This is a genomic window from Thiothrix caldifontis (assembly GCF_900107695.1).
In the GTDB taxonomy this organism is placed as follows: Bacteria; Pseudomonadota; Gammaproteobacteria; order Thiotrichales; family Thiotrichaceae; genus Thiothrix; species Thiothrix caldifontis.
The window spans coordinates 66,520-90,376 of sequence record NZ_FNQP01000013.1; the positions used below are offsets into that span (position 1 = coordinate 66,520).

General features: G+C 50.5%; 19 protein-coding genes and 1 CRISPR repeat array. Of the genes, 12 read left to right on the top strand and 7 right to left on the bottom strand.

Annotation, left to right across the window (positions count from 1 at the left end; all coding sequences use genetic code 11):
• Positions 1-141 precede the first annotated feature (141 nt).
• The 4 genes from gspF to BLV87_RS11990 are packed head-to-tail and all read right to left on the bottom strand — an operon-like array spanning position 142 to position 5,763.
• Positions 142-1,362, bottom strand: coding sequence for a type II secretion system inner membrane protein GspF (gspF, locus tag BLV87_RS11975; protein ID WP_093068984.1), 1,221 nt, complete (start codon positions 1,360-1,362; stop codon positions 142-144).
• On the bottom strand, positions 1,362-2,879 hold the full coding sequence (gspE, locus tag BLV87_RS11980) for a type II secretion system ATPase GspE (protein WP_093068986.1): 1,518 nt from the start codon (positions 2,877-2,879) through the stop codon (positions 1,362-1,364). The genes gspF and gspE overlap by 1 nt, the downstream gene beginning before the upstream one ends.
• The gene (gspD, locus tag BLV87_RS11985) at positions 2,876-4,978 is read right to left on the bottom strand and encodes a type II secretion system secretin GspD (protein WP_093068988.1); all 2,103 of its coding nucleotides are present in this window, start codon (positions 4,976-4,978) and stop codon (positions 2,876-2,878) included. The genes gspE and gspD overlap by 4 nt, the downstream gene beginning before the upstream one ends.
• A gap of 17 nt (positions 4,979-4,995) precedes the next feature.
• On the bottom strand, positions 4,996-5,763 hold the full coding sequence (locus BLV87_RS11990; protein ID WP_093068990.1) for a hypothetical protein: 768 nt from the start codon (positions 5,761-5,763) through the stop codon (positions 4,996-4,998).
• Positions 5,764-5,918: 155 nt separating this feature from the next.
• Here BLV87_RS11990 and BLV87_RS11995 point away from each other — a divergent pair, with 155 nt between their 5' ends.
• Positions 5,919-7,139 carry a DUF1015 domain-containing protein gene (locus BLV87_RS11995; protein WP_093068992.1) on the top strand — a complete coding sequence of 407 codons (1,221 nt, stop codon included), beginning with the start codon at positions 5,919-5,921 and terminating at the stop codon, positions 7,137-7,139.
• A 78-nt stretch (positions 7,140-7,217) separates the two neighbouring features.
• On the top strand, positions 7,218-8,009 hold the full coding sequence (locus BLV87_RS12000) for a hypothetical protein (protein WP_093068994.1): 792 nt from the start codon (positions 7,218-7,220) through the stop codon (positions 8,007-8,009).
• Here BLV87_RS12000 and lepB read toward each other — a convergent pair.
• Positions 8,006-8,926, bottom strand: a complete 921-nt coding sequence (gene lepB, locus BLV87_RS12005) for a signal peptidase I (protein ID WP_093068998.1) — start codon at positions 8,924-8,926, stop codon at positions 8,006-8,008. The genes BLV87_RS12000 and lepB overlap by 4 nt on opposite strands.
• Positions 8,927-9,090: 164 nt before the next feature.
• Here lepB and BLV87_RS12010 point away from each other — a divergent pair, with 164 nt between their 5' ends.
• From BLV87_RS12010 to cas2e, 10 genes are read left to right on the top strand one after another with little or no spacing between them, the layout of a single operon-like run.
• Positions 9,091-11,826 (top strand): CRISPR-associated helicase/endonuclease Cas3, encoded by a 2,736-nt coding sequence (locus BLV87_RS12010; protein WP_093069000.1) that lies wholly within the window; start codon positions 9,091-9,093, stop codon positions 11,824-11,826.
• A 4-nt stretch (positions 11,827-11,830) separates the two neighbouring features.
• Positions 11,831-12,949 (top strand): AAA family ATPase, encoded by a 1,119-nt coding sequence (locus BLV87_RS12015; RefSeq protein WP_175517924.1) that lies wholly within the window; start codon positions 11,831-11,833, stop codon positions 12,947-12,949.
• The gene (locus tag BLV87_RS12020) at positions 12,943-13,542 is read left to right on the top strand and encodes a hypothetical protein (RefSeq protein WP_093069003.1); all 600 of its coding nucleotides are present in this window, start codon (positions 12,943-12,945) and stop codon (positions 13,540-13,542) included. Before BLV87_RS12015 ends, BLV87_RS12020 begins: the two co-directional genes overlap by 7 nt.
• Positions 13,539-15,188, top strand: coding sequence for a type I-E CRISPR-associated protein Cse1/CasA (gene casA / locus BLV87_RS12025; RefSeq protein ID WP_093069004.1), 1,650 nt, complete (start codon positions 13,539-13,541; stop codon positions 15,186-15,188). Before BLV87_RS12020 ends, casA begins: the two co-directional genes overlap by 4 nt.
• Entirely contained in the window at positions 15,188-15,802 is a 615-nt protein-coding gene (gene casB / locus BLV87_RS12030; protein WP_093069005.1) for a type I-E CRISPR-associated protein Cse2/CasB, read from the top strand. The genes casA and casB overlap by 1 nt, the downstream gene beginning before the upstream one ends.
• Positions 15,803-15,813: 11 nt before the next feature.
• A complete protein-coding gene (cas7e, locus tag BLV87_RS12035) occupies positions 15,814-16,857 on the top strand; it encodes a type I-E CRISPR-associated protein Cas7/Cse4/CasC (protein ID WP_093069007.1) in 1,044 nt (347 codons plus the stop codon).
• 2 nt (positions 16,858-16,859) lie between these two features.
• Positions 16,860-17,582 carry a type I-E CRISPR-associated protein Cas5/CasD gene (gene cas5e, locus BLV87_RS12040; protein WP_093069008.1) on the top strand — a complete coding sequence of 241 codons (723 nt, stop codon included), beginning with the start codon at positions 16,860-16,862 and terminating at the stop codon, positions 17,580-17,582.
• Positions 17,582-18,208 carry a type I-E CRISPR-associated protein Cas6/Cse3/CasE gene (cas6e, locus tag BLV87_RS12045; protein WP_093069009.1) on the top strand — a complete coding sequence of 209 codons (627 nt, stop codon included), beginning with the start codon at positions 17,582-17,584 and terminating at the stop codon, positions 18,206-18,208. Before cas5e ends, cas6e begins: the two co-directional genes overlap by 1 nt.
• Positions 18,209-18,210: 2 nt before the next feature.
• Positions 18,211-19,137 (top strand): type I-E CRISPR-associated endonuclease Cas1e, encoded by a 927-nt coding sequence (gene cas1e, locus BLV87_RS12050; protein WP_245707016.1) that lies wholly within the window; start codon positions 18,211-18,213, stop codon positions 19,135-19,137.
• Between the two features lie 7 nt (positions 19,138-19,144).
• Positions 19,145-19,441 (top strand): type I-E CRISPR-associated endoribonuclease Cas2e, encoded by a 297-nt coding sequence (cas2e, locus tag BLV87_RS12055; protein WP_342719506.1) that lies wholly within the window; start codon positions 19,145-19,147, stop codon positions 19,439-19,441.
• 82 nt (positions 19,442-19,523) lie between these two features.
• Positions 19,524-21,688: a CRISPR direct-repeat array (repeat unit 29 nt; unit sequence GTGTTCCCCGCGTCTGTGGGGATGAACCG).
• Between the two features lie 108 nt (positions 21,689-21,796).
• Here the strand turns inward: cas2e and istB are convergent.
• Positions 21,797-22,579, bottom strand: coding sequence for an IS21-like element helper ATPase IstB (gene istB, locus BLV87_RS12060; protein WP_093069013.1), 783 nt, complete (start codon positions 22,577-22,579; stop codon positions 21,797-21,799).
• On the bottom strand, positions 22,576-23,667 hold the full coding sequence (gene istA, locus BLV87_RS12065) for an IS21 family transposase (RefSeq protein ID WP_425441556.1): 1,092 nt from the start codon (positions 23,665-23,667) through the stop codon (positions 22,576-22,578). The genes istB and istA overlap by 4 nt, the downstream gene beginning before the upstream one ends.
• Positions 23,668-23,857: the final 190 nt, after the last annotated feature.

The following is a 23,857-nucleotide window of genomic DNA, read 5'->3' on the forward strand; positions in this document are numbered from 1 at the left end:
TCGTTATTTTTAATATTGAATAGAAAGAACTATTGCTTGCTTGTGGATACTATGCGACTGAGGCAGACACGCCTCAACGCCACGACCTATAATCGCGGCTATTTAGCTGACGAAATGATTAATCAAAAAATATAATGGAAATTAGCGCATGATTTGTGACATGCCGCCCATGACTGGGAGCATGATAGACAGGACAATTAAGGTAACGATGCCACCCATGACGAGGATCAGGCCGGGTTCGAGCAAACTGAGCATGGTGGCAATTTTGGTTTGTACTTCGCGTTCTTGTTGGATGGCAGCACGCTCCAGCATTTCATCGAGTTTGCCACTGCCTTCACCACTGGCGATCAGGTAAACCATCATCGGTGGGAAATAGCCGGAACGTTCCAAGGCTTTGTGAATGGGCATTCCTTCACGTACTTTTTCGGCTGCTTCTAACACCGATTGGCGCATGGGAATATTGATCACAACTTCGGCAGAAATTTTCATGGCATCCAGCACCGTTACGCCGCTGCTGTTGAGAATGCTGAAGGTGCGGGCAAAGTTTTCGGTATTTACCCCGCGGGTAATACGCCCGATTACTGGCAAGCGCAGTAACAAACGGTGGTAACGGCTTTTCCACTGTGGACGTTGCAATAGCCATGCAATCCCAGCGATGACAAGAATAATGCCGATTAACAAGGTTAGGCCATGGTTTTGCAAGAATTCGCTGGCGGCAATCAACATCCGCGTTAATAGCGGCAGCTCAATGTCGAGTGTGGCAAATGCCTCCACTACTTTGGGAACCACGAAGCGTAATAATGCTGAGATCACCCCAATCGCTACCAGCAATAAAATCATGGGGTAAGCGAGGGCAGTGGTAACTTTCTGCTGGTTATGTTGACGATTTTCGGTGTAGTCCGCCAGTCGCTCTAACACTTCGGATAAATGCCCCGACTGTTCTCCCGCACCCACGGTGGCGCGATACAAGACAGGAAATGCGCCAGGAAACTGCCCCAGTGAGCCAGCCAAGGTGTGACCTTCCATGACCCGTGAGCGGATCGCGGAAAAAATGCGGCGTGAGGAGTTGCGTTCCGTTTGGCGTACTACCGCACCCAAAGCTTCTTCAATCGGCGAACCCGCGCGAATTAAGGTAGCTAATTGGCGTGTCATGAGTGCTAGGTCAGCCGGGTTTAAGCGCCCGCCACCGAATAGCGAACGGCTTTCAGATTTTTTTTGTTTTTGGGCGACTTCATTAATTTCCAGCGGAATCAAATCGCCATTGCGCAACAATTGCCGTACTTGACGCGGGGTATCAGCTTCCATAATACCGCGTTCTTCTTTACCGGCGGCATTGAGGGCGAGGTATTCAAACGCAGGCACTACTGAGCATCCTCACGGGTAACGCGCAATACTTCATCCAATGACGTGCGACCTTCCAATACTAACCGAATACCGTCTTCACGGATGCTAGGGCTGTGCTGGCGGGCGTAGGCTTCGAGTTGCATTTCGCTTTTGCGGTCGTGAATCATTTGGCGTAAGCCGTCATCAAGCGCGACCAGTTCGTAAATCCCCAAGCGCCCGACAAAACCGCGATGGTTACAAGCAGGGCAGCCGACGGGTTTGTAGAGAATTGGGCGTGCAGTGTGTGGGTCTGCCCGCAGGATTTGCATTTCACCATCATCGGCTGACGAGGGGTGTTTGCATTCGGGACACAATACCCGCACCAGTCGTTGCGCAACGACGCCGAGTAAGCTGGAAGCGAGGAGATAAGGCTCCACCCCCATATCTTGCAAGCGGGTAACAGCGCCAACAGCGGTGTTGGTGTGCAAGGTGGAAAAGACTAAATGCCCGGTCAAACTGGCTTGCACGGCAATTTCAGCGGTTTCGAGGTCGCGGATTTCCCCAACCATGACCACATCTGGGTCTTGGCGCAAAATAGCCCGTAAGCCCCGCGCAAACGTCATATCGACTTTGCTATTAACTTGGGTTTGCCCGATACCATCAATGTAATATTCGATAGGGTCTTCGACGGTGAGGATATTACGGCGCTGGTCATTTAAGTGGGTAAGCCCGGCGTATAGCGTGGTGGTTTTACCGGAACCAGTGGGGCCGGTGACGAGAATAATGCCGTGCGGCTTTTCGATCAGGGTTTGCAGGCGGTCGTAAATCTTCGGATCCATGCCCAAATGCGACAGGTTTAAACGCCCCGCTTGCTTATCCAATAAACGTAACACGACCCGTTCGGTATGCCCTGAGGGTAGGGTGGATACCCGCACGTCCACGCCACGACCCGCGACACGCAAGGAAATACGCCCGTCTTGCGGTAAGCGTTTTTCAGCAATATCCAGCCGTGCCATGACTTTGATACGGGAAATGATTACGGGGGCAAGTTTGCGTGGAGGTTCAATGATTTCACGTAAAATACCGTCAACGCGCATCCGTACCGACATACGGGTTTCAAAGGTTTCGATGTGAATGTCGGATGCGCCTTCTTTGACTGCTTGGGTCAATAGTGCGTTGATTAAGCGGATAATTGGCGCGTCATCCTCCGATTCCAGCAAGTCTTCAGGTTCTGGCAACGAACCGGCAATATCCTGTAAGTCAGCATCATCACCGATGTCCTGCATCATGGATGCGCCTACTTGGCTGCGGTCATAGTGCGCGGCTAACAAACGATCAAACATTTCGTTATCCACCGACTGAAATTGCAAGTCGGCATGGCTGAGGCGTTGTACTTCTGCCAAGGCGAGTGGGGTTACACCCACGCGGCATAATACCTGCGGATGCGAGCCATTGGTTTGTAGCAAGATGCCGTGGCGTTTCGCAAAGCTGTAGGGTAGGTTTAACTCTACCTTATCTGCGTTTTCTACCGTGTCTAGTGCAGCTTTCGCGTTCATAACGTGCCGTTACAGAAAGGATCGGATTTGTTGCAACTGCCTTGCGTCACGGGTTTACGCGGTGTGACGGGACGTGGTGGTGGGTTGTGCAGGCTGTCTGCGGTACCGTTGATTACCTTATTCATATCAGGAGGCAGAGTCGACGCACCTTCGGCAAGGCGGTCACGTTGCAAAACTTGGCTACGTTGCTGTTGTTGCTGCATGGTTTGGTATTTCATGCGGGTATAAGCATCGGCTGATTTGCCATCCGGCATAATGATGGGATGAATAAACACCATCAGGTTGTTTTTGGTTTTATTGGTGGTGTTATTGCGGAATGCGCCACCAAGAATGGGAATATCGCCTAGTACGGGGACTTTGCTTTCAGAATCGCGGTAGTTGTCTTCGATCAAGCCGCCCAGTACCAGAATTTGCCCGTCTTCCACCATGACATTGGTGGTAATGCGGCGTTTGTTGGTAATCAAGTCGGATGCACCTGAGCTGCTGGAGGCCACGTTGGAGGTTTCCTGCTCAATTTTCAAATTGACGGTTTCACCCCGATTGATTTGCGGGGTAATTTTGAATTTCAAACCGACATCTTTACGTTCAATCGTGGTGAACGGGTTGGTGGCGTCATTCGCTGCATTGGTGGATTTGCCGGTGATGAAGGGCACTTCCTGACCTACGGTGATTTCGGCTTCCTCGTTATCCATCGTCACCAAGGTCGGGGTGGAGAGGATATTGGTAGCAGCGTCGCCTTTCAAGGCTTCGACAATCGCACCAAAGCTGTTGTTACCACCACCGAGTAGTAAACCGTTAGGGATACTGGGAATGGTGCTGGTCTGTACTGCTCCAATTAAGCCGGATAGTGTACCTAAGCCACCAAAGTTACTGTAACCGACAGCACCATTGCCACCATTGGCTGCGCCATTGGAGAGTAGTGCTGCGCCAATCTGGTTGGAAAGGTCGGTGGAAACTTCGGCGATGACCGCTTCGACCAACACTTGTGCCCGACGGCGATCCAGTTGCTCAATGACGGCGATCATGTTTTTCTGCAAGGTTGGTGGGCCGCTGATAATAATGGAGTTGCTGCTTTTATCAGCTAAGACTTTTACCCCAGCAGAGCTTGAACTGCTGCTGGCTGGCATAGTGGAGCCATCAGGTGCGGCACCAGCCGCACTGGCTGCATTGTAATCGTAATAACCCGTTGCCCCGTATTGTTGAAGGTTGGGGGCAACGCCATTAAGCACGTTAACAACATCTTCAGCCTTGGCATAACGCAGTTGGATTACTTTGGTGTCACCTTCGATAGCACGTTTGACATCCAAGCGGATAATCGCCTTTTTCAGGCGTTCCCGGGTTTGCTTATCGCCGGAAATCAGTACGCTATTGGTACGTTCATCGGCTGAAACCTTGCCTGAAGCGGGGATAACACCACCACCAGCCGCGCCTGCGCCACTGGACATCAAGCCTTGTAAGGTGCTGGCGACTTGCGAAGCCACGGCATAGTCAAGGGGAACTAGCTCAAAATCTTCATTATTAGGCTTGTCGACATTGGCGATGACATCGAGCAGGCGAGCCACATTTTGTGCTTTGCCTTTAATGACCAATGAGTTGCTGGCTTGGTTAGGCAGAATGCTGGTTTCCCCCTGACCGCTCAATGGCATGAGTGTTTGAATGGCAGTGGTGACTGGGATGTATTCAAGGTTTACAACTTGCGTGATGGTTTCATCGGCATCACTTTCATTCGCATTCGTGACCAAGGGGGCGACATTAGAACGGGCTTTACCCGCAGGAACAATTTTAATGAGGTCACCGGATTCTACCGCTTCAAAGCCATGCACCTGCAAAACGGAGAGGAACGCTTCGTATAGGCCATCTTTGTCCAGCCCTTGACCGGAGATAAAGGTGACTTTACCGCGTACTTGTTGATCGACAATGAAATTCTTACCCGTTGTTTTGGCTACAATGTCAATCAGTTGACGAATTTCAGTATCTTGTAAATTAATACGGGTGGATTCTTCCGCATTTAAGCCTGCCGTTGTGCTCAGTAACCACAGTGAACAAGCCAGTACACTACTGGAGAAAAAAGAGCTGCGTTTGTTGTTGTGCGATTTCATTAAAAACCTGTGTCCGTTTACGATCGACTGGCGGCAATATCCCGCAAGGTAGGTACAGCAAGCCCGGCTGCATCAGCAATCTGTAAAGCACGTTGCAAGCGTGCAGGAGCGCTGCGCCCCATGCATTGATGTTCAGGGTCGCCTGCAAATGCGACCAGCATGGCTTGCAACAGTTCCGCATGATCCAATGTTTTGCCTGTTAGGTGTTGCTGCAATGCGTGTACATCATGTGCTATTGCTTGAACTAATTCAGGATGTTGTGCCCAAAGTGCGCCTACTGTTCCGCCAACCCTTAGCCCCGCTATGTTGCTGACGAGAATATAATAGTTTTTGCGTACCAACTCGAATAATAATTGGTCGTGATCATGCACCAGATAATGAGGAATATCCAGCGTATTTAGACTGGCGGCTAATAATGCAGCGTTTGCTCCGTATAGCGGTGAAGGAACCACAATTTTGACGTCTTGCCCGCGTTTTTTTTCAAACCATACCGAGACGACGCTAGGATCATTTAAACCATGACGTTGCCAATCAGATGGCAAAAGCTCATTTTGAATCAACGCTAGGCACGATTTCCAAACAGCGGGTAGTTGTGCGAGAGTAGGGTGTAGGTCAGCTTCTCCCACTGCAACAATGACGACGGCAGGATCGGGAATAGACTGCGATTCTGTTTGCATATCCATATCACGGGTAATCGGGTAAATCGGATGCCCTAAGCGCAAGAAGCCACGGGCGAAGATCGCTCCAATTTCACCGATACCGATAATGACAATAGGCTGTTTCACTCTGTGCTCGCTGATCCGTTATTTAAGTGCACTGAGTCTAGCCAACCTAACGAGCAGCCTCAAGTGAAATGACAGTAACGTTGCGATTGCGTAGCCGCCGTTGCCAATGGCAGTTATAATGCAGCGATTTTTAGCGTTGTGGGAAGATTTTCAGCATGAATCTGATTTCGCCATTCAAAGGTTTACGCCCTGCTCCGGGTCGGGCTGCCGAAGTTATTGCGCCACCGTATGATGTGTTGAACTCCGCTGAAGCACGGGAGCAAGCCGCAGGTAAGCCGTGGAGCTTTTTGCATATTTCCAAGCCAGAGATTGATCTGCCAGAGGATACTGACCCGTACAGCGCTGCTGTGTATGCCAAAGCAGCGGAAAACTTAGCGCGTACTATTGAAGCCGGGTTGCTGGTGCGGGATGAGCAGCCGTGTTATTACGCCTATCGCCTGATTATGAATGGGCATTCGCAAACCGGTTTGGTGGCGGGTGCATCGGTGGCTGATTACGACACCAACCGGATTCGTAAGCACGAATTCACCCGCCCGGTGAAGGAAGACGATCGGGTGCGCCAGATTGATGCGGTGAATGCGCAAACCGGTCCGGTGTTGCTGGCTTACCCGAATGCACCAGCGGTCGATGCGATTCTTGCAGCGGCTGCGCAAGCTGAGCCTGCATTGGATGTCACCGCAGATGACGGTATTCAACATACCCTGTGGGTCATTGATGAAGCTGACAGTATTACGCAACTGACGGCTGCCTTTAATGCCATGCACGCGCTGTACATTGCTGATGGGCATCACCGTTCGGCAGCAGCTTCGCGGATTGCGAAGATGCGTAATAATCAGCAAGGGTCGGATTATTTCTTATCGGTAATATTCCCTGCACACGAGATGAAAATCTTTGACTACAACCGCGTGATTAAGGATTTAAATGGTTTAGACCCCACCCAGTTCCTTGCTGCTATTGAAGAACATTTTGCGCTGGAACCTTCCGCTATGCCGGTGAAACCAGACGCCCCCGGTGTCTTTGGCATGTACATGGATAAGCAGTGGTTTAAACTGACGCTAAATCCTGAATTGATGCCCAATGATGACCCGGTAGCACGTTTGGATGTCAGCCGTTTGGCGCGTTATTTGATTGAACCCATCTTGGGGATTAGCGACCCGCGCCGTGATGACCGGATTGATTTTGTGGGTGGGATTCGTGGTTTGGCGGGTTTGGAAAAACGGGTGGATAGCGGTGAAATGGCAGTGGCTTTTTCGCTCTACGCGACCAGTATGCAAGACCTGATGGCGGTGGCAGATAACAACGATGTGATGCCACCGAAATCCACTTGGTTTGAGCCGAAACTGGCGGATGGTGTGGTTTCTTACTTGTTGGATTAACCAACGGGCCGACAGAGTGGGCTAAATTTGCCCGCTCTGTTGCTTGTGTGTATCAGAATCCGCTTATATACTGGCGATATGAAACATACTAACACCAAGAGCAAACAAGCTCACCAAGTGAATGTTGGGCTGGATGTCTTCGGCAATGCCATCCCTGAAATAAAATCCGCACAGGTGGAGGGAACGGGCAAAGCCATCGCCATGCGTATTGTCAAACGTCATGACATGGTGCTGAAGCCTAGTCCTAAACGCGTGCGTGCAGCAACGCGGGTAAAAAAGTCCACTTCCCAAGCCTTAGTCACGGTGACACCGAATTTGTTGGAGCGTTTGATTCCATGGTGGGTGCAAGCGGCTAACAAATCGGTAGAACATCAGCCAACAGTGGACGGCGTGAGTGAACGGCTGGAACATGCATTCAAGCGTTTGCATCAGGAATTCAATGAGCGCGAGCAAAAACTTGAAGCGAAGATGCATGAGTTGCAACAGGTGCAGCAAACGCTGGCAGTGGCGAAACCCAAGCAACGTTTGTGGTTGTTTCCGGTGATCGTGTTGGCGGGAGCGGCAGGTGGTTACATGATGTACATCATGAGCAGTATGCAAGCTTCCATGATCACCATGTCGGGTAATATCAACACCATGAACGGGCACATTGGCACGATGGCAACCGATACCCAAGCGATGGCGCAAAGCACTCAGGCGATGAACCAGTCGATGTATTACATGAATAATAACGTCGCGTACATGAGTGGCAATGTGGCGCAAATGAATCAAAAAGTTGGTACGTTGGCTCAGGCCGCTGCCCCTATGGGAGAAGCCGCCTCAACTGTTAGCCCCTTCATGAAAATGTTTAAGTCATTCATGCCATTCTAATGTAACAGTTTGCCGAGGCGTTCCCAACGTACTTGATTGCCTTGCGCAGAGAACCAGACTTGGCGGGCTTTACCGACCACATCTTGCAAGGGGACTGTACCAAAAAAGCGTGAATCGTTGCTATCGGTACGGTTATCTCCCAATACAAACACTTGCCCCGGTGGGATGTGCAATTCTGTCTGCGGTAATTGCTGTTTCTTATTGTTCCAGAAGACCTTCCAGCTTATTGTTCCATCGGTTTCTGTTACCAATAAACCATCGGTGGCGGGCTGGGTGCGTAAACGCAACGGTTTACCATTGATGAAGACTTCCGCACCTTGGATGCTGACCTTTTCCCCCGGCAAACCGATGATGCGCTTGATGTAATAGGTGTTGCGGGCGTTAGGGTAAATGAATACGGCAATGTCACCGCGCTTGATCCCTTGCGTTGCACCGATACGGTTATAACGCTTGTCGACGAAAATCATGTCAAGTTTCAGCACATTCGGTTCCATGCTGGAGGAGGGGACTAACATGCTCTCTACGGCGTGTTGCCGAATTTGCGCACTCAATAGCGGCAGTGCAATGACACTGCACACCAAAAATACCAAGACATAAATACCACCACTTTGCCAGTTTTTCGGTACGTAATCGGGTTGTTGGCGAGCGCGACGCCACGCATTTATTACGCCATAAATCCAGAGAGCAATCAGTAAAACCAGACCAATAAACAGGGTGGGTGATGTCCAACTCACTGGTAAGTATAAAGCAACGATGGCAATCGCCGGTACGGTTAGCAACGCGAACCCTAGGAATAACCAGACGGCTTTGTGAAATTCGCCGTTATAAAGTTGCCCTAAACCGGGGAGGAGGGCGGACATGAGCACGGCTAATAGCGGTTTGCGGGGTTTGGTGACTGACGTGGCATCGGTTTGCATGGCGGCTTCCTGTTGTATTGGGAGTGAGTGTATACAGGGTTGGCAGGGAGGTTTACAGATTTTTGGCTATACGGCGATGCGTGGTTAATTTTTATTGAATGTGCGGTATTTAAGGTGAATAATCCATTCATTGGGCATATTTCTATTATTAATTGGGGCTGTGAATGGGTGCTGGATTGCCGTATTTTAAGTATTGGGGCAAGGCGAAGCCGGGGCAGGATGAGGCGGGGGCGCAATGGCATTTGTTGCCGTATCATTCGTTGGATGTGGCGGCGGTGGGGCAGGTATTGCTGCAACAACATGCTTTCTTACGTAAACGATTGGCAGTATTGATGCAATTGTCCGAAGCAGATGCTGTGCAATGGTGCGTATTTTTATTGGGTATTCATGATCTTGGGAAATTTGCTGAAAGTTTCCAGCAGTTGCGCCCGGACTTACGCCAGCAATTTTGGCCTGACACCATCATCAAAAAGAAAAACTACAGTGTCCGTCATGATAGTTTGGGTGAAATGCTTTGGCAGCGGTTTTTGAAAGACGAATGGCTAGAGCAATCCCCCGACTGTGAAGATTTCCTTGAAGATGCTATCAAATATTGGCTGCAACCTGTGTTCGGTCATCACGGTTGGCCTCCTGATAAACACGAACCCCTCAAAAATCACTTCACTGACTTTGATCAAGCCGCAGCGTTAGCGTATTTCAATGATTGGCGACAACTGGTAAGCCCGGATATTGAATGCGTAGTCAATGCTGGTGCTGATTCTGACTGGGTAAAACAGCAAGCAAGAGTGAGTTGGATACTGGCAGGTCTTGCGGTGTTGTGTGACTGGTTGGGTTCTAACCATGCTTTGTTTACTTACCACGATGAACGCATGGATTTGCCTCGGTATTGGCAAAATGTGGCATTGCCAGCGGCAGAGACAGCCATCAGAGCAGCAGGTTTGTTACCCAAACCAAGGGTGGAACATCAAAACTTACAAAGCCTGTTCCCCTTTATCCAAGATCAGACTCCCTTGCAAGCATACTGCTCGACCATACCGATCAGTGCTGAACCACAACTGTTCATCCTCGAAGATGTGACGGGCGCAGGTAAAACAGAAGCTGCCCTGATGTTGGCACAGCGTTTGATGGAGGCAGGGCAAGCTGAAGGTATCTACGTAGGATTGCCGACGATGGCAACGGCGAACGCAATGTATGAGCGTATGACTGATGCTTACCTGCGGTTTTATGCAGAAGGTAGCCAGCCCAGTTTGATACTCAGTCATAGCGCACGACACTTATCGGAAAAGTTTCAGGAATCACTGTTGGCTGCACAGCGGGCAGAACAGAACTATGCCGATGAAGAAAATATTACGGCTCAGTGTAATCGCTGGTTAGCAGACAACCGTAAAAAAGCATTGTTGGCGGATGTTGGTATTGGCACGATTGACCAAGCCTTATTGGGCGTGATGCCTGCCCGTCACCAGTCGTTACGTTTGCTGGGTTTGCTCAACAAGGTACTGATTCTGGATGAAGTCCATGCGTATGATGCTTACACCAACCAATTGTTAAAAACGCTGGTGGAGTTTCATGCGGCATTAGGTGGCAGCATTATTTTATTGTCGGCTACCCTGACCCAATACCAACGGGAAACCCTGATTGCCGCTTTCTATGGCAAGAAATACGCTGCTAAACCCTACACTGGTAAAACTGATTACCCTTTGTTGACTCAAGTTGCCAAGGATTTACCTCTTTTGGAGCAACCCTTACAGACTCGTGAGTCCGTGCGGCGAGCGGTGCAAGTACAGTTTTGCCATGATGAAAAAGCCGTATTGCAAACGATTCAGCAAGCGGTTGCGTTAGGAAAAAGCGTTTGCTGGATTCGCAATACGGTATCAGATGCCCGCGATGCGTGGCAGCAATTGGCAGGCTACGACTGGATTGATAGTGGCAAATTGCATTTATTCCACAGCCGCTATGCCCTGCATGACCGTTTGACGATTGAGCGGCAAGTACTGGATTATTTTGGCAAGCAATCCACCCCAGAACAACGTCAAGGGCGTGTATTGATTGCAACACAAGTGGTTGAGCAGTCGCTGGATTTGGATTTCGATGTGATGATTTCCGATCTTGCGCCTATCGACTTGTTGATTCAGCGGGCAGGGCGTTTGCAGCGGCACAGCCGTGATGCATTGGGCAAGCCACTCGCTCATGGGCAACTGGATCAGCGTGGTACGCCAACACTCACTGTCTTTTCCCCTGCGTTGACAGATGAACCCCAGCAAGATTGGTATAAGCAACTATTCCCGAAAGCCCACTTTGTGTACCCGCATACGCTGGTGTTGTGGCGTACCAGTCAGATATTGGCACGGATGCAAGGTTGGACAATGCCGGAAGACGCTCGACAGTTGCTGGAGTTTGTGTATGACGAAGCAGATGAGGGCATACCAGAAGCCCTGGCGGGTAGTACCCAAAAAGCCTTGGGCGAAACACATGCCAAGAAAGATATGGGTGATGCGTTGGCGTTGAAACTGGCATTAGGTTACACCGTCAACAGCCGTGCTTGGGATGAGGAGGTCAAGCTGGCAACGCGCTTGGGGGATGATACCCATACTGTTTACCTTGCTTGTTGGCAGGATGGTTTGTTGCGTCCGTGGGTGAGTGATGATCGCTATTGCTGGGATTTAAGCAGTGTGAGGGTGAGTTCCAAACAGTTGGAGAAAGTAGCAGTGATCAAGGATGTTGCCTTAGTTGCGGCACTGGAGCGTTTGCGGGAGACTGAAAAGCTGTTTGACCAGTACAGTGTGATTGTACCGTTAACCCACGAGGCTTCTGGTGAATCATGGGTTGGGAGTGCAATAGATTCCAGTGGTCGTGGCGTGATTGTCCACTACAATGAGGAGATTGGTTTATGGTTGGGATAGGCACATGAGCGTTTTTATCAAAAAATTACACATTAGGGGCTTCAAAAGTCTCGATGATCTCCGTGTGGAAAATATGGGCTGCTTTTCTGTCTTCGCGGGGGCGAATGGCAGCGGCAAAAGTAACTTCTTTGATGCACTAGACTTTGTTGGGCAGTTTATTCGCAATGGCGTAGAGGCGGCTGTGAACCAACAGGGCGGTTATCAGCATTTTCGACCTGCAAAACACCCTTATCCTAGTGCTGCTCCTAAATTCCGTTTTGTGTTGGTGTGTGAGTTGGGCGGCAAGCAATATCACTACACGCTGATATTGCACAATCTGGATAGCAAAGCAGGCATCGAAGAGCGTTTGCTCATCGACGGCAAAATATCGCTCTCAAGAAAATGGGGAGAAAATAATAAGCCCATTGTCGATGATAAAGAACAGAATTTATCCGAAAACCATTCGGCATTATTGTTGTACGACAATCTACCGTTACGGGAATTTCTGACAAATGTGCGAATTTACCGGATTCAGCCATTACGTGCTGCACAAGCTAACAGAGGTGCAGAGGATAGCTCAGTTTTACATCGTGACGGTGGCAATTTAGCTTCAGTCTTACAACGCCTAGAACGCGATAAAAATACTCGCGAACAGATTATAGAGTGGATGGAAATGGTTGTTTCTGGCTTGGAGAAAATATCCATTGGCAGGAAGAACCTTACCCAAACAACGGGTATTTCTTTTAAAGAGGTAGGTACAAAGGAGTCTTTTCCAGCCAATATGGTTTCTGATGGAACGATGTATCTGTTGTGCTTGTTGGTTGCTATTTTTGATGCGCCTAAAAAATACGGGATGATCTTGTTGGAAGAGCCTGAGCAGGGTCTTCACCCCAAAGCGATTCAGGAAATGGTTAACCTGATGCGTGAATCTGCTCATGAACGTAGCCCTGTCTGGATAACAACCCACAGTGAGGCCATTGTGAGGCAGTTACAATTGCATGAGTTTTGGATGGTCAACAAGCATTTGGGACGTACTACCTTGAAACATGCCTCGGATGGTCGTTTGACAGATGAGGATCTTGCGCCGCTGAGTTTGGATGAGTTATGGCTCTCCAATCTGTTTGATGGAGGTGTGCCGTGGTAAAAGCCAGTTTTATCGTCGAAGGGCAAACTGAAATTGAATTGGTACGCAGCGATTATTTCAAGAAATGGCTCATGCAATATTGTGGCATTGAACTCATTGGCAACCCAAAGGATGGCAACTGCAAAGGGAAAGGCAATATGTGCGCCGCGAAACTGGAGGCATTGGCAGAAAAAATTCGTAAGCAGGATGCACCCGATGTGATTGTCGTTTTAGCCGATCTCGACCCTGATGCTGATGTATTGTGCATCACTGAACGTAAAAAACGGATAGGTAGTCGCCACATTGATCTGGTGGTGATTGCACGTAATGCGCTAGAGGCGTGGTTTCTAGCAGATACTGAAGCAATGCGCTCGTGGTTACGTGATGGTCAGTTTTATGAACCTGTGCCAGAAAGTCATATGCAGCCTTGGGATGCGTTGAAAAATTATGGCAAAGCAGCCAATCGTGGCCCCGGTTCAAAACCCGGATTCGCCCGTAAATTTATCCGTGATCAACGCTTTGATCTTGAACGTGCTGCCAGTCATGAGAATTGTCCCAGCGCAAGTTATTGTGTTGAAAAACTAAAACAGTTGGGAAATAAAGGAAAGTCATGAATCTTTTGACCGATGTTTGGTTAAATGTACAAACGCCTATTCAAAATCGACAAAAAGTCACTATCAGTGAAATTGGCAACCCCGATTATATTGATCTCTATGCTCCCCGTGCCGATTTCAAAGGTGCGTTATATCAGCTTTTAATCGGTTTACTGCAAACCACATTTGCACCCGCTGACCGCAAGGAGTGGGTGAAATACTGGAAAAAACCACCGACAGGGGCAGAACTCTCCGCTGCATTTACTGGATTTGAAGCCGCTTTTAACATGGATACCGCAAACGGCAAATCCGCTTTTATGCAGGATTTTGATTTACCTGAGGGGGCAGAGAGCGACATAGCAGGGTTGCTTATCGAAGCTCCGGGTGAGAATACGATTAAAAACAATCAAGATCATTTCATCAAAGATGGAGCAGTTGAGAATATTTCACCGTATTGGGCGGCGATTGCTTTGTTTACACTGCAAATTAATGCACCTGCTGGAGGGCAGGGGCATCGGGTTTCCTTGCGGGGTGGTGGCCCATTGACGACCTTGGTATTGCCGCCCGATAAACCCGAATACAACACGCTTTGGCATCGCCTGTGGTTGAATGTGTTGACGCAGGATGAAATGTTTGAGCTGCAAGGTAATAGCAGTTTGGAAGGTCATAGTGCCATTTTTCCGTGGATGGCTAAGACTCGTGTCAGTAAAGACAAAGGTTCAGAAACCTATCCCGAACATGCGCATCCGTTACAAATGTATTGGTCTATGCCGCGCCGTATCCGTCTGCATTGGGGTGGCACGGGAGGAATGTGCGATATTAGTGGTGAAACCAGCGATACGTTGGTGAGTGCATACCATACCCAAAATTACGGCGTGAATTATGCCGGTTCATGGGCGCATCCATTGACACCGTATGCTTCCGAAACGGGTAAAGAATCCTACTCGATTAAAGCACAACCCGGTGGCTTAGGTTATCGGCATTGGCTGGAATTGGCAGCCGTGAATGAAGACGGCAATAAAAAACGCGCAGCCGCCTTGATTGTACAAAAATACCGTGATGATTCGCGTCGAAGTTGGATAAAGGGTGGATTTGAAGCAAGGTTATGGGCGTTCGGTTATGACATGGACAATATGAAAGCGCGTTGTTGGTATGAAGCTACCATGCCGCTTTACGATATTGAACCTGCCGCTTATGAAGATTTGCAACATGCCGTCAAGGTCATGCTGAAAGCAGCAAGCGATACCCTGAATGCGGTCAAAAGTGCGATTAAAACCGCATGGTTTGCTAATCCGAAAAACGACCAAAATGCCAAAAAATTCAATGAAAAAGCAGTCGATATTGATGCCAACTTTTGGGCTGGGACAGAAAGCGCATTCTATTCACTCTTAAAACCGCTAATAGTTGCTGTTAATGAAGGCAATGAAGATAACATTCCCCCGATTCTTCAGGAGTGGGGCAAAACTTTGAAGCATTTTGCCTTCCAGCTATTTGATGATTACGCTTTGACCAGTGCCAACGAAGATGGTGATTTAAAGCGGGTGATTAAAGCTCGTCATGGTAAAGCAATCAAGAAAACAGAGACTGGTAAGCAAGTAAAAGGTGATGGTTTAGCCTACTTCCTCGACGTGGCATTAAGACATCTAAAAGTACAGGAGTCCGTTTAATGAGTGATAAACCGTGGTTTTTGGTATTAAGAAATACGCAGGAACAATACGCCATTTTCAATTGGTGGATAGGATTGGAACAACGTAAAGGAGAGCGGGCTGCTTTGAAACGCTGTGATAGTATCAATGTTGCTATGGAACAAATAGGCTTTCATCGTTTGCAGTTTGCGTTACGGCAGTTAGGACTCAAGGTTTTTCCAGAGGCAATTGCTAGCGTTGCGTGTGTGTTAGTACATATTAAAATACCCAACTCCGTATTAGAGGCAAAGGTGGAGGAACGTTTTGAAAAACTCATGCAAGAGCGTAAGACACGATTGGCAATAGAAATGGGTGCTGAACGGGATAGTGGTGCGAAGAAGCCCGTGATTAGCGAGTTACGCTTTCAGCGATTACTACAAGCCAACAGCCAAGATGATGATGACTTTCTCGAAAAGCTGCGTCGTATTGCTAAACACTTAGATAAGAAAATCAATCCCATCTATTTGGCCGATGATATTTTTTACCGCTTTAGAGCGTTGAAAAAACCTGATGAGTACCGTGGCGAGAAGAGCTTTCAATTCAAACTCGCCAAAGACTATTACCAAGAAATATTTACTTACCAACAAGACAAATAAGGAGCTTGATTGTGTCGCAATTTATTCAACTGCATTTACTGACTGCTTATCCACCTTCCAACTTGAACCGCGATGATTTGGGTAGGCCAAAAACGGCATTAGTTGGTGGTACGGAGCGTTTACGGGTTTCATCGCAAAGTTTAAAACGTGCATGGCGTACTTCCCCTGCATTTGAAGAAGGTGCATTGAGTGGATGGAAAGGCATTAGAACCAAACGTTTCGGGCATGATGTTTATAATCACCTGATTACTAAAGGTGTTAAAGAAAAAGCTGCCGAAAAATGGGCAGAGAAAATAGTCAGTAAGTTTGGTAAGGTTGAGGCACATAAAATCTTCAAGGCTCATCTGTCGCAATTAGTGCATATCGCGCCTGAAGAGCAGCAAGCAGCCTTGGATTTGGCTGATCTAGTAGCCACAGAAAACCGTGAACCAACCGATAAAGAAGTGGATTTGCTGCGTCAACGCCCTAAAGCGGTAGACATTGCGATGTTTGGACGTATGTTAGCCGATGACCCCTTGAAAAATGTTGAGGCAGCGGTGCAGGTTGCTCATGCGATTACTGTCAATTCGGTAAAGATTGAAGATGATTTCTTCACTGCGGTTGATGATCTGAATAAGCATGATGAAGACGCTGGTGCAGGTCACATGGGTGAAGCGGCTTTTGGTTCGGGTATTTTTTACTTGTACCTGTGCATCAACAAAACGCAGTTGGTGGATAATTTGCAGGATGAGGCATTAGCCAATCAAGCGATTCAAGCCTTAGTGGAAACTGCCGCGAAAGTTTCCCCGACGGGCAAACAAAATTCATTTGCCTCCCGTGCTTACACATCGTACTTGCTGGCAGAAAAAGGGACACAACAACCCCGTTCTTTGTCGGTTGCCTTCTTGAAAGCAGTCAAGGGTGATGATCCGATGAGTGCTGCAATTAGCGCACTTGAAATGCAGCGGGAACGTTTTGATGCGGTTTATGGTGCGTGTGCCGATGCTCATCACAGCATGAATGCCCAAAAGGGTGAAGGTAGTTTAAACGCCATTCTCCAATTTGTTGCGGAGTAAGTATGCGGGATTATCTGGTATTCCAGCTTTATGCGCCGCTGGTGTCATGGGGCGATCAAGCAGTGGGGCAGGAGCGCCCGACGGCTGACCACCCTTCGCGTTCTGCCTTGCTGGGTTTGTTGGGTGCTGCGTTGGGTATTGAGCGTGACGATGAGGCACAACATCAGCAACTCAGTGATGCTTGTCATTTTGCCGTTAAGCTCTATACGCCGGGGTTAGCACTGCGCGATTTCCATACCGCGCAAGTGCCACCGCAGAATAAAAAAGCCAAGCATTTAGCTACCCGTAAGGATGAATTGTCTGAACCGAAATTAGGGACAATTTTGTCTTTTCGCAGCTACCAGCAGGAGAGTTTGAGCGTGGTTGCGGTTTGGTTGGAGGGGCAAAGCACATACGATTTAACTCAACTGCAACAAGCCTTGCAGCAGCCGCATTACCACTTGTATTTGGGGCGTAAATCTTGCCCGCTTGCAGTGCATTTAAATCCGCTGATTTTTAAAGTGACTAACTTTGAGCAGGCGTTAGACCAATATTCGATTGATGGCTGTTTATTCGGATTGTTCAAAGATAGTCAGCCTCGTTACTACTGGGAACAAACGGCTGGCTGTGAAACGGAGCTAAAGGCAACCTATCGTGTACCCCGTTATGACCAGCCATTAAGCCGTGCGCGTTGGCAGTTTGTCAGTCGTGAAGAGCATGTGTTGTTAACAGCGGGGAAAAGTTGATGTATTTAAGTAAAGTTGAGTTTGTACGCTCCCGTTGGCAACGCATGGTTGAAGTGTTGAGTCAGGTCGATAAAAATCTGTTTTACGAGCATCAGATGATTTGGGATTTGTTGCCAAAGGATGAAACAGCAAAACGGAATTTTATGTACCGGCGCACGGATGAGGGTGATCTGCCTTTTTACTATCTGTTGTCGGAACGTGAGCCAGAAGTGAAGGTTGATTACCTGAATTGTTCCAGCCGTTTGTATGAGCCAACGTTGTCAACAGGAGATAGCTTGCAATTCAGTTTGCGGGCTAATGCGGTGAAAACACTTCAACGTCCAAAGGAGATTAAACAGCGTAAACGGGTTGGTTTGCTGAAGTCGGATGAATTGCACGATTGGTTATTGACGCAAGGTGAAAAAGGTGGTTTTCAGCTTCAGTCAGAATCTTTGGTTGTCGAGAACACGCAAATTCATGAAGTGATCAAGCCGGGTGATCCCAATCGCCGTACCTTCACCAGTGCGGATTTGCGGGGCATATTGCAAGTGACAGATGCTGAAGTGTTTATCCGTGAAGTGTTATTCAAAGGTTTGGGGCGTTCTAAAGCCTTCGGTTGTGGTCTTATGTTAATTCGGAGAGCGTAATCATGGCTGACACCCCCTACCTCCCGCTCAAACCGCTGATGATGAAAGACCGCGTGTCGATGATCTTTCTGCAATACGGGCAGATTGATGTGAAAGATAATGCCTTCGTGCTGATTCAGGAGAATGAGGTGCGTACCCACATTCCGGTGGGGTCGATTGCGTGCATTATGCTCGAACCGGGGACGCGGGTTTCTCATGCGGCAATCAAGCTGGCGGCGGAGGTGGGGACGTTGTTGGTGTGGGTGGGTGAGGCTGGGGTGCGGGTGTATTCGTCGGGGCAACCGGGCGGGGCGCGTTCTGAGCGTTTGCTGTATCAGGCGAAGTTGGCGTTGGATGATGAGTTGCGCCTGAAAGTGGTGCGCAAGATGTACGAAATCCGCTTCGGTGAGGCGGCTCCGGCAAAGCGTAGTGTGGAGCAGTTGCGTGGCATTGAGGGGGCGCGGGTTCGCAAGACGTATGAGTTGCTGGCGAAGAAATACGGGGTGGAGTGGAAACGGCGCAATTATGACCCGGAAAATTGGGATATGAGCGATGTGCCGAATCGGTGCATGAGTGCTGCGACGGCGTGTTTGTATGGGATTACCGAGGCGGCGGTGTTGGCGGCGGGGTATGCGCCTGCGATTGGGTTTATCCATTGGGGTAAGCCGTTGTCGTTTGTGTATGACATTGCGGATGTGTTCAAGTTTGATACCGTTGTGCCGATAGCATTTAAGATTGCGGCGAAGAATCCGCGCAACCCTGATCGTGAGGTGCGCTTGGCGTGTCGGGATGCGTTTCGGGCGCAGAATACGCTGGCGAAAATTATTCCGGTGATTGAGGAGATTTTGGCAGCAGGCGAAATCAAACCGCCGGAAATGCCGCCGGAGTCCGTGCCGCCTGCGATTCCGCCTGCTGAGTCGTTGGGCGAGGCGGGGCATAGGAGTAAATGACGTGTCGATGTTGGTGGTTGTGACGGAAAGTGTGCCTCCTCGCTTGCGTGGGCGGTTGGCGATTTGGTTGTTGCAGGTGCGGGCGGGGGTGTACGTGGGCGATGTGTCGCGGCGGGTGCGGGAGATGATTTGGCAACAATGCACCGAGCTGTGCGATGAAGGCAATATCGTGATGGCGTGGGCGACCAATACCGAGTCGGGTTTTGATTTTCAGACGACGGGCAAAAATCGGCGTATTCCGGTGGATATGGATGGTTTGCGGCTGGTGTCTTTTTTCCCTGAGGCGGGTGAAAATGCTCTTTAACAATATACAAAAATTAGGCGACAAAATTGGTAGATTTCGGAAGGCTGTTTTTTCTTTTTCGATTCAATGAAGTAGAATTGGTGTGTTCCCCGCGTCTGTGGGGATGAACCGTGCTTGACGATGTGCAACAGTTGCAGTAATATAGTGTTCCCCGCGTCTGTGGGGATGAACCGGCGGCTGGGTCGGAAAAGGCGGACAAGCTCAAGTGTTCCCCGCGTCTGTGGGGATGAACCGCATTGTTCACGGTGATTATCCAGCTATGACAAGTGTTCCCCGCGTCTGTGGGGATGAACCGGAGCTTGACCAACTTAGACAGCAATCAGCACCGTGTTCCCCGCGTCTGTGGGGATGAACCGCTTGTGAACTTGCCGAACGGCGGGATAGGCATGTGTTCCCCGCGTCTGTGGGGATGAACCGGGGATACGGTGAGGTGGTTGGGTTGGGCGCTCGTGTTCCCCGCGTCTGTGGGGATGAACCGGCGGATGCAGCGGCGCAACAGGCGGAACGTGAGTGTTCCCCGCGTCTGTGGGGATGAACCGGTTTCCCAATCGTCATAACCGTGCGCATCCTTGTGTTCCCCGCGTCTGTGGGGATGAACCGATGCTGACCAATCCACACAACCTGATCGAGTAGTGTTCCCCGCGTCTGTGGGGATGAACCGCGTTGATTGATGCGTTGCTTCACAAATCGCTCGTGTTCCCCGCGTCTGTGGGGATGAACCGGGGTTGTGGCGCACCACTGCTGGCGGTACGTTGTGTTCCCCGCGTCTGTGGGGATGAACCGTTGCGCAGGTGTTCGAGGGCAGGGGCAGGCTAGTGTTCCCCGCGTCTGTGGGGATGAACCGGCGCGTGTGCCTGTAGGGATTGCGTGGCGGAAGTGTTCCCCGCGTCTGTGGGGATGAACCGGAAAATATGCCCGCGCAGTCAAGGCAACCCCAGTGTTCCCCGCGTCTGTGGGGATGAACCGACCATTAGATGATTGGTTAATGGTAAGATTTGGTGTTCCCCGCGTCTGTGGGGATGAACCGTATTGGGTGTCAGTGTATTGACGATTGCACTTGTGTTCCCCGCGTCTGTGGGGATGAACCGCCGTTATTACTAGCAGGTTTTAGTAAATTAGCGTGTTCCCCGCGTCTGTGGGGATGAACCGAAAATAATGCCACTTATCTGAGTGGATTAGAAGTGTTCCCCGCGTCTGTGGGGATGAACCGTTAGATTTAGACTTTGAAAAAGAGGCGTTTGAGTGTTCCCCGCGTCTGTGGGGATGAACCGCGCTGGATTACCACTAGACGCTAATTTACTAAGTGTTCCCCGCGTCTGTGGGGATGAACCGTGTGATAACGACGTGCCACACCATTTACATTGGTGTTCCCCGCGTCTGTGGGGATGAACCGTGACTTCGCTAGTTCTGTATTTATGCCTTGACGTGTTCCCCGCGTCTGTGGGGATGAACCGGGCGACACTGAATTACTGGCACGCATGTGGGCGTGTTCCCCGCGTCTGTGGGGATGAACCGACATCGCCGCCGAAGTGCAGCGTGTATTGCGTGTGTTCCCCGCGTCTGTGGGGATGAACCGTCCGCGCTGTCACAGGGCTTCCGCGAAATTTAGTGTTCCCCGCGTCTGTGGGGATGAACCGGCGGCGATTTCAGCGAGTTGTTTCATGGCAGAGTGTTCCCCGCGTCTGTGGGGATGAACCGGTGAGCCATGAGCGAAATGATAGAAGCCGCGCGTGTTCCCCGCGTCTGTGGGGATGAACCGCAAAAATGCACCGTGGCAAATGGCAAGACGCTGTGTTCCCCGCGTCTGTGGGGATGAACCGGGCCGCGCTACATCCGCACAATGGAGACCGCCGTGTTCCCCGCGTCTGTGGGGATGAACCGTGAAACCTTTTGATACCAATCATAAACCTAGCGTGTTCCCCGCGTCTGTGGGGATGAACCGCTACAGATTGAGCGTTTAACCAAGCTTGAAAAGTGTTCCCCGCGTCTGTGGGGATGAACCGCAATATTCACGCTGGTTTCGGGTGACAGCCCTGTGTTCCCCGCGTCTGTGGGGATGAACCGCGTTACAGGCAGTATGTCCTAAAATTTGAGAGGTGTTCCCCGCGTCTGTGGGGATGAACCGGCTCAGATTTTGTGTTTGAGAACTACCGTCGCGTGTTCCCCGCGTCTGTGGGGATGAACCGTCAGCGTGGAAATTGACGCATTCGCCCTGTCGGTGTTCCCCGCGTCTGTGGGGATGAACCGGTTTTTCTACACCGAACACAATTTTTCGGCATGTGTTCCCCTGTCAACACCGACTGAAAACTGACCCACTTTCGTCAAAATCACCGTTTTAAAAATGACCCACCCAATTCAGTCAACTTTTGTTTCTGGGGCAGTAAAAATGCCCGCCTTGCGCTTGTCTTTTAGCCTGTAGCTGTCCCCCTGTATCTTGATGACTTGGGCATGGTGCAACAGCCGGTCAAGCATGGCTGCGGTCAGTGCCGTATCGTTGGCGAACGCCTGCCCCCACTGCCCAAAGTTAAGGTTGGAGGTGAGGATCAAGGAACCTTTTTCGTAGCGTTTTGCCACCACTTGGAAGAAGTCATTGGCCTGTTCCTGACCCAATGGCAAATAGCCGATCTCATCCACCACCAGCACCCGTGGGGCAATAACAAGGCGGTTGAAGGCTTCGCGGTAACGCCCTTGGGCGCGGGCATTGCCCAGTTGCAGCAGCAAATCAGCAGCGGTGGTGAAACGCACTTTCATGCGTTGCTGGGCGGCCAGATAGGCAATGGCAATCGCCAAATGGGTTTTGCCCACCCCAGATGGCCCCAGCAACACAATGTTCTCGCAACGTCCGACAAAAGCGAGGGTGGCGGCCTGTTCAACCTGCTTGCGGGGTGCACCCGTGGCAAAGCGGAAGTCGTAACCCTCCAGCGTCTTGAGGGCAGGGAAACCCGCCATCTTGGTCAGCACCTGCACGGTGCGCCGCTGGCGCAAGTCCTGTTCGGCCTGTAACAGTTGCTCCAGATAGGTGCTGTAACTGAGTTCTTCCGTCACCGCCTGTTGCGCCAAGGCGTGGTATTGGTCAGGAATAGCGGACAGGCTGAGGGATTGGCACAGGCTTTGGATGCGCTCGTGTTGCAAGCTCATACACCGTCCCCCTTGGCACAAAACAGTGCATCATAAGCATCCAGCGGGCGTTGCAGTGGTTCAACCGCTTGTTGCCAGCTTGTACGGGGCGGTAATGCCTGCCCACTGTTGTCCGGTGCGCCGCCGGGGATGGCGGTAGGCAACGCTGGCACTACCTGCCCGGTGTACGGCAACAAGGGTAATGCCTGTAAGTGCTGGCGTTCCAACACCAAGCGGTGCGCAGGCGGTTCTTGGGTCGTGCCGTGAATGCGTTGGTCTGCCACGTCCTGTAACCAGCGGCGCACTTCGGCGTTCAGCAAGCCCACATCCACTGCCACACCCTGTTGCGCTAGCCGTGTCACCAGCGGGAAGTAAAAGCTGTGTTTGAGGTAATGGTTAAAGCGCTCCACCTTGCCCTTGGTTTGCGCCCGGTACGGGCGGCACAGTTTAGGCAGGAAACCGTAGTGTTTGGCAAAGTCGAGGAAACCCGGCTGGTACTGGTGTTCCCCTTCGCCATACGCATCCCGTGCCAGAACCACCGTCTTCATGTTGTCGTACAGCACCTTTTTAGGCACGCCGCCAAACCACCCAAACGCCGCCACATGGCAGGCCAGCAACGTTTCCAGACGTTCATCGCTGACAAACTCCACGTAGCTGGCACGCGAATAACCCAGCGTCGCCACAAATGCCGACAACCGTACAGGCTTGCTTTGCAGCACCGTCCAATCCACCTGCATCTGCAAGCCCGCCTCCGTCTCAAAACGTACCACGGGTTCAACGGGCAACGCCGGGTACAAGCCCTGCATAAATGCCCGTAACATCGTCACACCACCCGTGTAACCTTGTTGGCGTATTTCCTCCAGCAACACCGTCGCGGGCAAGCGGTGCGGTTGCGCCTGCTTCACCCGCTCTTCCAAATAAGCCTGATATGCCGCCAGTTTAGCCACCCGGACAGTGGTGCGATGGTAGCTGCGCGGCAACCGGCCATCATGCCGCAGGCACTCCCGCACCGTGTTACGGGATATGCCCAGTTCGCGGGCAATACGGCGGGTTCCATACCCTTGCCGGTGCAATATTGTGATCTCCATATAACGCTCCTGTGTCAGCACCACCCTGCTCCTCTGTTGGGTAAATCAAGGCGGTCATTGTAGGAGGTGGGTCAATTTTCAATTGATGGGGTGGGTCAATTTTACATCGGTGGTGACACCCCGCGTCTGTGGGGATGAACCGGGCTATTTCAAAGAGCCTGACATCACGTTCAAGTGTTCCCCGCGTCTGTGGGGATGAACCGCGACAACG

Coding starts and splice junctions, on each gene's coding strand:
- lepB (WP_093068998.1), bottom strand. CDS start 8,926: ATGCAAACCGATGCCACGTCAGTCACCAAACCCCGCAAACCGCTATTA.
- BLV87_RS11995 (WP_093068992.1), top strand. CDS start 5,919: ATGAATCTGATTTCGCCATTCAAAGGTTTACGCCCTGCTCCGGGTCGG.
- BLV87_RS12010 (WP_093069000.1), top strand. CDS start 9,091: ATGGGTGCTGGATTGCCGTATTTTAAGTATTGGGGCAAGGCGAAGCCG.
- cas1e (WP_245707016.1), top strand. CDS start 18,211: ATGGCTGACACCCCCTACCTCCCGCTCAAACCGCTGATGATGAAAGAC.
- istB (WP_093069013.1), bottom strand. CDS start 22,579: ATGAGCTTGCAACACGAGCGCATCCAAAGCCTGTGCCAATCCCTCAGC.
- cas2e (WP_342719506.1), top strand. CDS start 19,145: ATGTTGGTGGTTGTGACGGAAAGTGTGCCTCCTCGCTTGCGTGGGCGG.
- cas6e (WP_093069009.1), top strand. CDS start 17,582: ATGTATTTAAGTAAAGTTGAGTTTGTACGCTCCCGTTGGCAACGCATG.
- gspE (WP_093068986.1), bottom strand. CDS start 2,879: ATGAACGCGAAAGCTGCACTAGACACGGTAGAAAACGCAGATAAGGTA.
- casA (WP_093069004.1), top strand. CDS start 13,539: ATGAATCTTTTGACCGATGTTTGGTTAAATGTACAAACGCCTATTCAA.
- BLV87_RS12000 (WP_093068994.1), top strand. CDS start 7,218: ATGAAACATACTAACACCAAGAGCAAACAAGCTCACCAAGTGAATGTT.
- casB (WP_093069005.1), top strand. CDS start 15,188: ATGAGTGATAAACCGTGGTTTTTGGTATTAAGAAATACGCAGGAACAA.
- BLV87_RS12015 (WP_175517924.1), top strand. CDS start 11,831: ATGAGCGTTTTTATCAAAAAATTACACATTAGGGGCTTCAAAAGTCTC.
- gspD (WP_093068988.1), bottom strand. CDS start 4,978: ATGAAATCGCACAACAACAAACGCAGCTCTTTTTTCTCCAGTAGTGTA.
- cas5e (WP_093069008.1), top strand. CDS start 16,860: ATGCGGGATTATCTGGTATTCCAGCTTTATGCGCCGCTGGTGTCATGG.